General features: G+C 62.2%; 9 protein-coding genes. 5 read left to right on the top strand and 4 right to left on the bottom strand.

The window, feature by feature from the left end; genetic code table 11:
- The first annotated feature begins 37 nt into the window (after positions 1-37).
- The 4 genes from cysT to ACQ4WM_RS06675 are packed head-to-tail and all read left to right on the top strand — an operon-like array spanning position 38 to position 3,785.
- On the top strand, positions 38-844 hold the full coding sequence (gene cysT / locus ACQ4WM_RS06690; protein WP_436546216.1) for a sulfate ABC transporter permease subunit CysT: 807 nt from the start codon (positions 38-40) through the stop codon (positions 842-844).
- Entirely contained in the window at positions 844-1,770 is a 927-nt protein-coding gene (gene cysW, locus ACQ4WM_RS06685; RefSeq protein WP_436545889.1) for a sulfate ABC transporter permease subunit CysW, read from the top strand. Before cysT ends, cysW begins: the two co-directional genes overlap by 1 nt.
- Position 1,771: 1 nt before the next feature.
- Entirely contained in the window at positions 1,772-2,842 is a 1,071-nt protein-coding gene (locus ACQ4WM_RS06680; RefSeq protein ID WP_436545888.1) for a sulfate/molybdate ABC transporter ATP-binding protein, read from the top strand.
- A 10-nt stretch (positions 2,843-2,852) separates the two neighbouring features.
- Positions 2,853-3,785 (top strand): CysB family HTH-type transcriptional regulator, encoded by a 933-nt coding sequence (locus ACQ4WM_RS06675; RefSeq protein ID WP_436545887.1) that lies wholly within the window; start codon positions 2,853-2,855, stop codon positions 3,783-3,785.
- Between the two features lie 251 nt (positions 3,786-4,036).
- Here ACQ4WM_RS06675 and ACQ4WM_RS06670 read toward each other — a convergent pair whose 3' ends face one another.
- The 3 genes from ACQ4WM_RS06670 to ACQ4WM_RS06660 form a co-directional block, all read right to left on the bottom strand.
- On the bottom strand, positions 4,037-6,439 hold the full coding sequence (locus tag ACQ4WM_RS06670; protein WP_436545886.1) for a TonB-dependent receptor plug domain-containing protein: 2,403 nt from the start codon (positions 6,437-6,439) through the stop codon (positions 4,037-4,039).
- 281 nt (positions 6,440-6,720) lie between these two features.
- The gene (locus ACQ4WM_RS06665) at positions 6,721-7,767 is read right to left on the bottom strand and encodes an aldo/keto reductase (protein WP_436545885.1); all 1,047 of its coding nucleotides are present in this window, start codon (positions 7,765-7,767) and stop codon (positions 6,721-6,723) included.
- A 9-nt stretch (positions 7,768-7,776) separates the two neighbouring features.
- Positions 7,777-8,826, bottom strand: coding sequence for a quinone-dependent dihydroorotate dehydrogenase (locus tag ACQ4WM_RS06660; RefSeq protein ID WP_436545884.1), 1,050 nt, complete (start codon positions 8,824-8,826; stop codon positions 7,777-7,779).
- 191 nt (positions 8,827-9,017) lie between these two features.
- Between ACQ4WM_RS06660 and ACQ4WM_RS06655 the strand changes: the two genes are divergently transcribed.
- Entirely contained in the window at positions 9,018-12,329 is a 3,312-nt protein-coding gene (locus ACQ4WM_RS06655) for a S41 family peptidase (RefSeq protein WP_436545883.1), read from the top strand.
- An 82-nt stretch (positions 12,330-12,411) separates the two neighbouring features.
- Here ACQ4WM_RS06655 and ACQ4WM_RS06650 read toward each other — a convergent pair whose 3' ends face one another.
- Positions 12,412-13,134 carry an arginyltransferase gene (locus ACQ4WM_RS06650; RefSeq protein ID WP_436545882.1) on the bottom strand — a complete coding sequence of 241 codons (723 nt, stop codon included), beginning with the start codon at positions 13,132-13,134 and terminating at the stop codon, positions 12,412-12,414.
- Positions 13,135-13,152 lie beyond the last annotated feature (18 nt).

The following is a 13,152-nucleotide window of genomic DNA, read 5'->3' as shown; positions in this document are numbered from 1 at the left end:
AGCACCGGTCAAGGCGCGGGGAGCGCCGTTCCGGGTCATGCCCGGCTTCAAGCTGTCGCTGGGCTTTACGCTGTTCTATCTGGCGCTGATCGTCCTGATTCCGCTGTCGGCGGTGTTCCTGAAGACATTCACGATGACCTGGGACGCGTTTTTTACGGCCGTCACGTCCGACAGGGTGATGGCGTCATACCGATTGACGTTTGGCGCCTCGCTGATCGCCGCCTTGCTCAACGTGATTTTCGGCGGCATCCTGGCCTGGGTGCTGGTGCGCTACAAATTCCCGGGCAAGCGCATTATCGATGCTCTGGTCGACTTGCCGTTTGCGCTGCCTACGGCCGTGGCCGGCATTACCCTGACGGCACTGTATTCATCGAACGGCTGGTTCGGCCAGTTTATCGAAGGCGTGCTGGGCATCAAGGTGGCGTTCACGCCGCTGGGCGTGGTGGTGGCGCTGACCTTTATCGGCCTGCCGTTTGTCGTGCGCACGGTGCAGCCGGTGCTGGAAGACGCGGAAAAAGAGCTTGAAGAAGCCGCTGCCAGCCTCGGCGCCAATTCCCTGCAGACCTTTACCCGCGTGATTTTCCCGACCATTCTGCCGTCGCTGCTGACCGGCTTTGCGCTGGCTTTTGCACGCGCCACCGGCGAATACGGTTCCGTCATTTTTATCGCCGGCAATATGCCGATGGTGTCGGAAATCACGCCGCTGTTCATTATTACCAAGCTGGAACAATACGACTACGCGGGCGCCACCGCGATTGCCGTCGTGATGCTGGTGATCTCCTTCCTGCTGTTGTTGACGATTAACCTGCTGCAAGCGTGGACACGCGGAAAGGGCAAGAAATAATGACGACCAAAGTCTCCGCCGTCGCCACTGTGGAAGATGCGCTGCCGAAAGCGCGCCGCATCGCGCCCAGCGTCGGCCCCGTGGTGCTCGAACCATTGTGGGTGCGTACCGTCCTGATCAGCATCGCGCTGCTGTTCCTGACGGCCTTTTTGATCGTGCCGCTGGTGGCCGTGTTTGCCGAAGCGTTCAAGAAGGGCTGGGAAGCGTATGTCGCGGCAATTGTCGATCCGGACGCGATTTCCGCCATCAAGCTGACCCTGATCACGGCCGCGATTGCCGTGCCGCTGAACCTGGTATTCGGCGTGGCTGCCTCGTGGTGCATCGCCAAGTTCGAGTTCCGCGGCAAAAGCATCTTGCTGACTCTGATCGACCTGCCGTTTTCCGTTTCGCCGGTGATTTCCGGCCTGATCTATGTGCTGATGTTCGGCGCCCAGGGCTGGTTCGGCCCGTGGCTGCAGGAACATGACATCAAGATTCTGTTTGCCGTACCGGGCATCGTGCTGGCGACCATTTTCATCACTTTCCCATTCGTCGCGCGCGAGCTGATTCCACTGATGCAGTCGCAGGGCAGCGAAGAGGAAGAGGCGGCGCTGGTATTGGGCGCATCGGGCTGGGATACTTTCCGCCGCGTGACCTTGCCGAACATCAAGTGGGGACTCCTGTATGGCGTGATTTTATGCAATGCGCGCGCCATGGGCGAGTTCGGCGCCGTGTCGGTGGTGTCCGGCCATATCCGCGGCGAAACCAACACCATGCCGCTGCAGGTGGAGATTCTGTACAACGAGTACAACTTCGCCGCCGCCTTTGCCGTCGCCTCGCTGCTGGCTCTGCTGGCGCTGGTGACCCTGGCCCTGAAAGCCTTTATTGAGTGGCGTTTGAACGAGAGCGACGCCGACGATTCCGCCTTACGTTCCACGGAGCACTGACATGACTATCGCAGTTCACAACATCAACAAGCGTTTCGGCGATTTCGTCGCCCTCGACAATATCTCGCTCGACTTTCCTGCCGGCGAACTGACAGCCTTGCTGGGCCCGTCGGGCTGCGGCAAGACGACACTGCTGCGCATTATTGCCGGCCTTGAGCATCCGGACAGTGGCCAGGTGCTGCTCGATGGCGAAAACGCGTCGGACCGCCATGTGCGCGAGCGCCAGGTCGGTTTCGTGTTCCAGCACTATGCGCTGTTCAAGCATATGACCGTGTTTGAAAACGTGGCCTTCGGCCTGCGCGTCAAGTCGCGCAGCGAGCGCCCGTCGGAAGACCAGATCCGCCGCAAGGTCAAGGATTTGCTGGAACTGGTGCAGCTCGACTGGCTGGCCGACCGCTATCCGCCGCAGTTGTCCGGCGGCCAGCGCCAGCGTATCGCGCTGGCCCGTGCGCTGGCGGTGGAGCCGCGCGTGCTGCTGCTCGACGAGCCGTTCGGCGCGCTCGACGCCAAGGTGCGCAAGGAATTGCGCCGCTGGCTGCGCCGGCTGCATGACGATCTGCACGTGACCAGCATTTTCGTCACGCACGACCAGGAAGAGGCGCTGGAAGTGGCCGACCAGGTCGTGCTGATGAACAAGGGCACCGTCGAACAGCTCGGTTCGCCCGAGCAGGTCTACAACCATCCGGCCTCGCCGTTTGTGTATGGCTTCCTCGGCAACGTCAACCTGTTCCATGGCCGCGTGCATGACGGCGTGATGGCCACCGGCGACGCCAGTTTCGACGTGCCCGACTATGCAGGCGTGAGCGACAGCAAGGGGACCGCCTATGTGCGGCCGCACGACCTGGAAATCGACCGCTATACACCGGGCGCCGAAGGCATCGTGGTGAAACTGAGCCGCGCCCATGCGATCGGCCCGCTGGCCCAGCTGGACCTGCAGCGCGTCGATAACAGCGAACTGATCGAAGCGGTGATGTCGAACGAGCGTTTCAGCCATCTGCAACTGAAAGAAGGCGAGACGCTGGTCGTGCGTCCCAAGCGTTTGCACGTCTTTGTCGAGCCGACACGAACCTGATTGGAATAATATGAACTTTCAACAACTGCGCTCGATCCGCGAGGCAGCGCGCCGCGGCTATAACCTGACGGAAGTGGCGAACGCCCTGTTCACCTCGCAGCCCGGCGTGAGCCGGCAGATCCGCGAACTGGAAGACGAACTGGGCGTGGTCATTTTCGAGCGCAACGGCAAGCGCTTGACCGGCCTGACGGAACCGGGCAAGGGCATACTGAAGATCGTCGACCGGCTGTTGATCGAAGCGGAAAACCTGCAGCAGGCCAGCCTGGAATACAGCGGCCAGACCAGCGGCACCCTGTCGGTGGCGGCCACCCACACCCAGGCCCGCTATGCGCTGCCGAAAGTGGTGCAGGGCTTTCGCGCAGCGTTTCCCGAGGTGCGCATCGCGCTGCAACAAAGCGCGCCCGAACATATCGCCGAATGGGTGTTGTCGGGCAAGACCGATATCGGCATCGCCACCGAGGGACTGAGCCAGTTCCCCGACCTGGTGTCGTTCCCTTGCTATCGCTGGAGCCATCTGATCGTGGTGCCGGACGGCCACCCGCTGCTGGAACATTCGCCGATCCGCCTGGAAGACCTGGCAAAATATCCGCTGATCACCTACGACAAGGGTTTCACGGGCCGCGGCCATATCGACGATGCTTTCGCCAAGGCCGGCGTGGCCACCGACATCATCCTCACGGCCATGGATTCGGACGTCATCAAGCAGTACGTGGCGCTGGGCATGGGCGTGGGTATCGTTGCTTCAATGGCGTTTGACCATGGCCGCGACAAGGGCTTGCGCGCGGTGGAAGCGTCGCATTTGTTCGCTACCAATACCACCCGCCTTGCCGTGCGCCGCGGCGCCTACCTGCGCGCGTATGCGTATGAATTCATCCTGCAACTGGCGCCGGATCTGACGCGCGCCGATATTGACCGAGCCATGGGTGGTGAGGAAGTGCTGTAGCACTTGAAGGCGCAAGGCCTAGAAACCTAAGAATGGCGGGCCGGAGACGCGAACCCGAGAAAATGCCGATGGCGGCGTTGCGGCTTCTAGCCGTACATGCGTACTGTCGTCGTCGCCGCGCCTTGCCCTCGACATTTTTCGGGCCCGCTTGGCCCGAGAGGCCCGTGCGGGCGACTCGGGTATTAATCACTTTACAGGTTTGCTGCTGGCCTGGGGGCGCGAACTTACAGCATTCGCGCCTGCCCGGGTTTTTACCAGCTATAACCCGCCTTCGCATAGTAATAACGGCCATTGAAACCGTTCGGCGCGAAGATGCTGTAGGGCTGGGTGCCGGCGACGTTCAGGTTGCCGGCGCTGGTCACTTGCGCCGGGTAGCGGTTGGTGACGTTGTCGATGCCCGCCGTCAGGCGCCAGTTCTGGCCCAGTTTGACGGAACCCGACAGGTCCAGCACCCATTGCGGGTCGTAGTTCTGGTCCAGCGCGACATTGTTTTGCGGCACGGTAAAGCTGCCGTAGCGCGTGACCACGCCGTGCGCGTTCCAGTTGCCGAAGCCATAGTCGGCGGCCAGGCTGAACTTGTCCTTCGGCGAGGCCACGGTGGCGCGGGCTACCGTCTGGCGGTCGATCAGCAGCAGGTTGTTGGCGGTCAGGATGGCTGGATTGTCGGCGATGCTGCGTACCGAGCTCTTGTTGTGGTTGTAGGCCACGGTGAAGTCCAGGCGGTCCTTTTCCTGCAGGTCGATGCGGTAGGTGCTGACGATATCGACGCCTTCGGTACGCGTGTCGACCGCGTTGGTGAAGTAGCGCGCGGCACCGACGGCCGTGCCCTGCGCCGCCAGCTGGGCCTGCAGTGCGCTGTTCAGGGCCAGGTTGGCCGAGAAAAGGATGCGGTTGTCGATGTCGATGCGGTAGGCGTCGACCGAGGTAGTAAAGTTGCGGTTCGGCTGGAATTGCAGGCCCAAGCTGTAGTTGCGGGCTTTTTCCGGCTTCAGGTCTTGTGCACCGAGGGCACGCGCCTGCGGCGTATTGACGGCGAAGGTACCGGTTTCGATCGGCGTATTGGTGCCATTGATGACCTGGAAGTTGGTGGTGGTGATGGTGTAGTACTGCTGCGCCAGCGACGGTGCGCGAAAGCCGCTGGAGGCCGTGCCGCGCAGCGACAGCGCATCGGTAAAGGCGTAGCGCGCCGAACCCTTGGCCGAGGTGGTGTTGCCGAAATCGCTGTAGCGCTCATGGCGCAGCGCCACGCCGCCCGACAATTTCCTCGTCACTTCCGCTTCCAGGTTCACATAGATCGATTCATTGTGGCGCGAGTGGCTGCCCGCATTGGCCGGACGAAAGCCGGCAAAGCCCTGCGAGCCGCTGCCGATGTACGACCCTTCGTCGCCGGCGCCGATGCTGTATTTTTCGTGGCGTGCTTCTGCACCGACGGCCACCGTCAGCGGCCCGGTAAAGATGGGTGCAGCAAATTCGCGCGCCGCGTCGAGGTTGAACACGGTCTGTTCATTCTTCAGCGAACCGGCATAAAAATGCGTGGGGCTGTTGACGCCCAGCGCACCGATCGACAGGTTGATGGTGTTGTCCAGGTCCAGCTCGAACTTGTTGCTGCCATAGTTCAGGCTGGCATCCCAGCGCCAGCCAGCCGCTTCGCCGCGCAGGCCGGTAACGATGGACTGGTCGGTCAGGGTGCTGTTTTGCAGCGGCAAAAAGCCTTCCGGATAGACCGGCGTGCGCAGCGTGGTGCCGTTGTAGGCCGTGCGCCAGGTGGCGGCAGCCGACGTATCGCGCTTGCCGTAGTTACCGAAGGCATACCAGTCGATATTGTCGTTGAGATGGTATTCGCTGTTGAAGAAGATGGTGGCCGGCTGGCTTTCGGCGTCGCCATAGCGCTGGTTGACCTTGCCGTAGCGCGGTTCGAGCGGATTGCGGAAGTCGGCGCCGGCGCGGTTGGTCGGGTCGCGGTCGGCCACTTCGGCCGACAGGCGCAGCCAGCCGTCTTCGCCGAGCGCAAAGCCGGCCGAACCCTTGATGCTTTTCTGCTTGCCGTCGTGTTCCTGGGTCTGGCCATAGCCCACTTCCACGTCGCCACCGGCCGCGCCTTTTTTCAGGATGATATTGATTACGCCGGCGATCGCGTCGGAACCGTATTGGGCGGCGGCGCCGTCGCGCAGCACTTCCACATGGTCAATGGCGGCCAGCGGAATGGCGTTCAGGTCGACCGGCGCCGAGCCGCGGCCCAGCGAGCCGTTGACGTTGACCACGGCCGACGTATAGCGGCGCTTGCCGTTGACCAGCACCAGGGTCTGGTCGGGCGACAGGCCGCGCAGCTGGGCCGGACGCACGGCGTCGCTGGCGTCGGCGCCGGTGGCGCGCGCAAAATTCAGTGACGGCAGCAGGCGGCTCAATACGGTGGCCAGTTCGCCTGAACCCGTGCTTTGCAGGTCGCGCGAGGTCAGGATGTCGATCGGCGATTCGGAATCGATGGTGCGGCGGTTCTTGGCAAAGGTGCCAGTGACGACCACCGATTGCAGTTCGCCATCGGCCGGCAGTTCCTGCTGGGCGTGGGCGGGCAGGGCGAAACAGGCCACCAGGCTGGCGGCGATGACGGTCTTGACGGGGAGGGCGCGGGTGGCGCGGGTAGTAACAGGACTCATCGACTATATCTCTTCGGTTAGTGATTCAGGTTCCGCAGACCGTGGTGGTCTGGTGATGCCATCAGATTAACAGTCGGCGCGTGGCGCGCTTACGAATGCTTCTGTGTATGGTTATGCGGCAAACGGATAATGCGCGGGAAATTTGCAGGGGTAGTGCATATCGCCTTGGTATCCAGCATACGACCGCGCATGGCGGCGCCGCAATGGTGCAGTGCAAGGGAATGGTGCTTGTTGTATAAAAACGACTGCCGGCGGCATTGCGCCACCGGCAGCAGACAGCTTTACTGGCCGGGGTTGGTCAAGCTGGCGTGAATGACGTCCACTGCCGCAATGACTTCCGGCGACAGCGTGACGTTCCAGGCATCGATATTGCGGGCCAGTTGTTCCAGGCTGGTCGCGCCGATAATCGTCGAGGCGACGAACCAGCGCGAGTAGCACCAGGCCAGCGCCAGCTGGGTCGGCGTCAGGCCATGCTCGCGCGCCAGCGCCGCGTACTGGCGGGCCGCTTCGATGGTGGCCGGGCGGATATAGCGCGGGCTCCAGCCGGGCGGGAAGATCGTGAGGCGGCCGCGCGCCTGCGGATCGTCGAGGTATTTCGCCGTCAGCTGGCCGAACGCCAGCGGGCTGTAGGCCAACAGGCCCACGTTCTCGCGGTGGCAGGTTTCGTCGAGCAGGCCGGTTTCGACCTGGCGCGCCGTCAGGTTGTACAGATTCTGAATCGAGACGATACGCGGCAGGCCACGCAATTCTGCCTGCTTGATATATTCGCACACGCCCCACGACGATTCGTTCGACACGCCGATATGGCCGATCTTGCCTTCGTCGACCAGCTTGCCCAGGATCGCCAGGGTGTCTTCAATGGCGACCGATGCGCGTTCGTGCTGCGGATCGAAGCTGTTGGCGCCAAAGATGGGCACATTGCGGCTGGGCCAGTGCAACTGATACAGGTCGATATGCTCGGTCTGCAAACGGCGCAGGCTGTCTTCGACGGCGGCGCGGATATTGACCGCGTCGAGGTTGTTCTTGCCACCGCGTATCCAGTGCATGCGGCTGTTCGGACCGGCGACTTTGCTGGCCAGCACGATCTGGCCGCGCTTGCCGCTTTTCTTCAGCCAGCTGCCGATATAGCGCTCGGTGCTGCCTTGCGTTTCGGCGCTGGCCATGACCGGATACATCTCGGCCGTGTCGACAAAATTGATGCCGCGCTCAAGCGCGTAATCGAGCTGGCTATGCGCTTCGGCTTCGCTGTTCTGCTCACCAAACGTCATGGTGCCCAGGCAGATTTTGCTGACCTGCAGGCTGCTGGAACCGAGTGTGATTTTCTCCATGCTGTCTCCTTAACGCGCTTGCTTGCCGCACAGTGCGCGCGCGCAGTCGCCGACCAGCGCCGGGCCGGCGTAAATCAGGCCGCTGTACAACTGCACCAGCTGCGCACCGGCCTCGAACTTGGCCACCGCATCCTGGCCCTGCATGATGCCGCCCACGCCGATAATCGGCAGCGCATTGCCCAGTTCCGCCTTGAGCAGGCGGATCACCGTGTTCGACAATTCGAACACGGGCGCACCCGACAGGCCGCCGGCTTCCGCGCCATGTTCCATGCCTTCCACCGCGCTGCGCGAGAGCGTGGTATTGGTGGCGATCACGCCGTCGATGCCGTGGCGCGTCAGCGATCCGGCGATGCTTTTCACCTGTTCGCCATCCATGTCCGGCGCGATTTTCAGCACCAAAGGCACGTAGCGCTTGTGCTGGTCGGCCAGGCGCGCCTGCGCCTGTTTCAGTTGCGACAGCAGGGCGTCAAGTTCGGACGCGCCTTGCAGCTGGCGCAGATTCTTGGTGTTCGGCGACGAAATATTCACCGTCACATAGCTGGCGTAGGGGTAAACTTTTTCCAGGCACAGCAGGTAATCGTCGGCTGCTTTCTCGATCGGCGTATCGGCGTTCTTGCCGATATTCAGGCCCAGCACGCCGGCGCGGTTCTGGTAAAACTTCGAGGCCTGCACGTTGGCCACAAAGGCGTCGACGCCGCCATTGTTGAAACCCATGCGGTTGATGATGCCCTGCGCCTGCGGCAGGCGAAACATGCGCGGCTTCGGGTTGCCGGCCTGTGCGCGCGGCGTCACCGTGCCCACTTCGATCGAACCAAAGCCCATGTCGGCCAGCGCATCGATATACGCGCCATCCTTGTCCAGCCCGGCGGCCAGGCCAACCGGGTTCGGGAACGTAATGCCCATCACCGTGCGCGGGTCCGCCGCCGGTTTGCTGGCCAGCCTGGTCAGGCCCAGTGCGCTGGCGCGTTTCAGGGCCGGCAGGGTGAAATGGTGGGCTGCTTCGGCATCCATGGAAAACAGCAGCGGGCGGGCGAGGGAATACAGGAATTTTTTGGACATGGGTTTTTCAAGGATGGTGCGCGGGGCGTGATGCGGTCATGGGTACGGGCTATGGGTGCAGTATTTTACCGTGTTCCAGATGGCCATCGGTGTATAGTTCTTATTGGTCTAATGCAATTATTGATTCATTACCAAGTTGCATGGGCACCGTGTACCTTCCTGCTTTCCTGCCATCATAAGCGAGACACTGATTGAACAAGACACCCATCCTGACGGCGATCGCCGCCGCTGCCGCACTGCTGCTGGGCCATTCCGCCACCGCCTTTGCACTGCCCAATACCAGCGATACCCGCATGCTGAGCGAGCCGGCCTTATCGGCCAGCCATCTGGCTTTTATCTATGCCGGTGACCTGTGGCTGACCAGCCGCGATGGCGGCGGCGCGCGGCGCCTGACGTCGGACCTCGGTGACAAGTCGAATCCCGTGTTTTCGCCCGATGGCAGCCTGATCGCGTACAGCGCCAATATCGACGGCAATACCGACGTGTATGTGATCGCCGCCGCCGGTGGCGTGCCGCGCCGCCTGACCTTCCACCCGGGCGCCGACCTGGCGCAGGCGTTCACGCCGGACGGCAAGGCGGTGATGTTTACCTCGCCGCGCGCCGCCTTCAACAACCGCTTCCAGAAGTTGTTTACGGTGCCGGTGACGGGCGGCGTGGAAACCCAGCTCGAGATCCCCAACGCCTCGCGCGCCACTTATTCGCCGGACGGCAAGCGCATCGCCTACAACCCCTTGATGCCGGCGTTCAAACAGTGGAAGCGCTACCGGGGAGGCACCAATTCCTGGCTATGGCTGTTTTCGTCCGGCGACAAATCGATAGTGAAAATCCCGCAACCGGCCACGCGTTCGAACGATGTCGATCCGATCTGGCTCGGTGACACCGTGTACTTCAGGTCGGACCGCAACGGCGAATTCAACCTGTTTGCCTACGATATCAAGAGCAAAGCGGTGCGCCAGCTGACCCGGCATACGGATTTCCCCGTGCTGAACGCGTCGGCCGCCAATGGCGCCATCGTCTACGAGCAGGCCGGCTATCTGCACAGCCTGGATCTGGCCAGCGGCCAGTCGAAAAAGCTGGTCATCGCCGTGGCCAGCGACCTGGGGCAGACGCGCCCGCGCTGGGTCAAGGGCGCGAAATATATCCGCGATGCGTCGATCTCGCCGTCGGGCGCGCGCGTGGCGTTCGAGTACCGTGGCGAGATCGTCACCATCCCGGCCGACAAGGGCGACGTGCGCAACCTGACGCAAACACCGGGGGCCAACGAGCGCACGCCGATCTGGTCGCCCGATGGCCGCTCGGTGGCGTATTTCTCGGACGAGTCGGGGGAATACGAATTGCATGTGCGGGCCCAGGATGGCAAGGGTGCGGTGCGCAAGTTTCCGCTCAATGGCAGCGGCTTTTACGACAGCGCCGTCTGGTCGCCCGACAGTAAAAAGATCGCGTTTGCCGACAATGGCTGGAGCATGTATGTGATCGACATCGCTACTGGCAAGGTGCAAAGAATAGCCACCGAACCGATGTACGGTGTCGACAAGAGCATGCGCGCCTCGTGGGCGCCCGATTCGCGCTGGCTGGCCTATACGCTCAATTCGCCCACCTATACGCGCAGCGCCTACATCTATTCGGTCGAGCAGAACAAGTCGATGCCGGTGACGGACGGCCTGTCGGACGTGGCCGAACCGGTGTTCGACAAGAACGGCAAATACCTGTACTTCTTTGCCTCGACCAATGCGGGCCCCAGCAACAACTGGTTTTCGCAGCAGAACGAAGACAACCTGGTGACGCGCACGGTGTGGATGGCAGTGTTGAGGAATGATTTGCCGTCACCGTTGATCAAGGAAAGCGACGAGGAAAAAGCCGCCGGCGCAGAGCCTAAGCTCGCCAAGTCCGAAAACGAGGTGAAAAACGAACCGAAGATCGACCCGAAAACGGGCCGCGACGATCCGAAAGTGAACGTGGCGCCGGTGGCGCCGATCCGCATCGACTTCGACGGCATCGCCACGCGCATCGTCGACCTGCCGATGCCGGCCGCGCAGTTTTCCAGCCTGTCGGCCGGTGGCGACGGCCAGATTTTTTTCCTGCGCGAGAACGACGGCAAGAAGGCGGTACAGCGCTTCGACCTGAAGGATCGCAAGGCTGAAACCATGGTGGCGGAGGCCGATGATTTCGAGGTCTCGGCCGACGGCAAGAAGCTGTTGTACCGGCAAAAGGAAAACTGGGCCATGGGCTCAGCCACCGGCAAACCGTTGATCGCCGGTGAAGGCAAGATCAAGATCGATGCGATCGAGGTAAAAGCCGATCCGCGCGCCGAGTGGACGCAGATTTTCAACGAAGTGTGGCGCATCAACCGCGATTATTTCTATGATCCCGGCATGCATGGCGTGGACTGGAAAGCCATGCGCGACAAGTACGCAGTCTTCCTGCCCGAACTGTCCAGCCGCGCCGACCTGAACCGCCTGATCCAATGGTTGTGCAGCGAGCTGGCCGTCGGCCATCATCGCGGCGGTGGCGGAGACGACTTTATCGACGCCAAAAAAGTGCCGGGCGGCCTCTTGGGTGCAGACTATGAAGTCAGCAACGGACATTACCGCTTCAAAAAAGTGTATGGCGGTCTGAACTGGAATCCGAGCTTGCGCGCGCCGTTGACGGAACCGGGCCTGAACGTCAAGGCCGGAGAATATCTGCTGGCCGTCGATAGCCGTCCGATTGCGCCGCCGACCAATCTGTACAGCGCGTTTGAAAACACGGCCGGCAAGGCGATCGATATCACGGTGGGGCCTTCGGCCGACGGCAAGGGCGCGCGTACCATTACTGTGGTGCCGGTGCCGCTTGAGGACGCGCTGCGCAACCGCGACTGGATCGAAGGCAATATGCGCAAGGTGAACGCGGCCACCGGCGGCAAGGTGGCCTATGTGTATGTGCCCAATACGGCGGGCCTGGGCCATACTTACTTCAAACGCTATTTCTTCCCGCAGGCCGACAAGCAGGCCATCATCGTCGACGAGCGCTTCAATGGCGGCGGCAGCGTGGCCGACTATTACATCGAGATCCTGCAGAAGAAAGAGATCGCCTGGTGGGCCATGCGCTATGGTGCCGACATGAAGACGCCGTCGGCTTCCATCCAGGGCCCGCGCGCCATGCTGATCGACGAGACGGCCGGTTCGGGCGGCGATTTGCTGCCGTGGATGTTCCGCAAAAACAACATGGGTCCGCTGATCGGCAAGGCCACCTGGGGTGGCCTGGTCGGCATCCTCGGCTTCCCCGTGCTGATGGACGGCGGCACCATTACTGCGCCCAACCTGGCATTCTGGACCCGTGAAAACGGCTGGGGCGTGGAAAACGAAGGCGTGCCGCCCGATATAGAGGTCGAACAGACGCCGGCCGACGTGATCGCCGGCCGTGATCCGCAACTGGAAAAAGCCATCGAGGTGATACAGGCAGAGCTGGCGAAAAATCCACCGGTGCGGCCCGTGCGCCCGGCGTATCCGGACAAGAGCAAATAAGCTCAAGGGCCGGGGTCAGACCCTCGCGATTGTTAACTCAAAGCTGTGCGTTAGCGTTCGCCGGGGGGGCTGACCCCAGATTTCACATGATTACCCATTGCCCCTTGATGCGCGCTTCCAGCGGCTTGAAATTGATCTTGTAAGCCATTTTCGGGCTCTCGGCGATCCAGTAGCCCAGGTACACATAGGGCAGGCCCAGCTCGCGCGCCTGGGCGATTTGCCACAGCACGTTGTAGGTGCCGTAGGAGGCGCCCGGCACGTCCGGATCAAAAAAGGTGTAGACGGAAGACAGCCCGTCGGCCAGCACGTCGATGATGCTGACCATGCGCAGGATGCCTTGCGGGTCGCGAAACTCCACCAGGCGGGTGTTGACCCGGCTTTGCAGCAGGAACTGGGCGTACTGGTCGCGGCTGTCCTGGTCCATGCCACCGCCCGCGTGGCGCGTGCTCTGGTAGCGCAGGTACAGTTCGTAGTGCTCGTCAAGAAAGGACAGGGTGGCCACGCCGGCCTGCAGCTGCGCATGGCGGTTCCAGGCGCGGCGCTGGTTGCGGCTGGTCGTAAAATCCTGCGCCGCCACCCGCACCGGGATGCAGGCCTGGCAGCCATCGCAATACGGGCGGTAGGTAAAGATGCCGCTGCGCCGGAAGCCGTTGCGCACCAGTTCCGAATACACGTCGCTATTGATCAGGTGCGAAGGCGTGGCCACCTGCGAGCGCGCCTGGCGCTGTTCCAGATAGCTGCAAGGGTAGGGCGCCGTCGTGTAGAACTGCAGGGTGGCAAACGGTAATTCGTTCAGGTGCGTCATGGCGATCCAGTATCAGGC

The sequence above is a fragment of the Janthinobacterium longum genome, assembly GCF_051380735.1.
Classification (GTDB): Bacteria; Pseudomonadota; Gammaproteobacteria; order Burkholderiales; family Burkholderiaceae_D; genus Janthinobacterium.
This window is presented reverse-complemented; position numbering and strand designations above follow the sequence as displayed.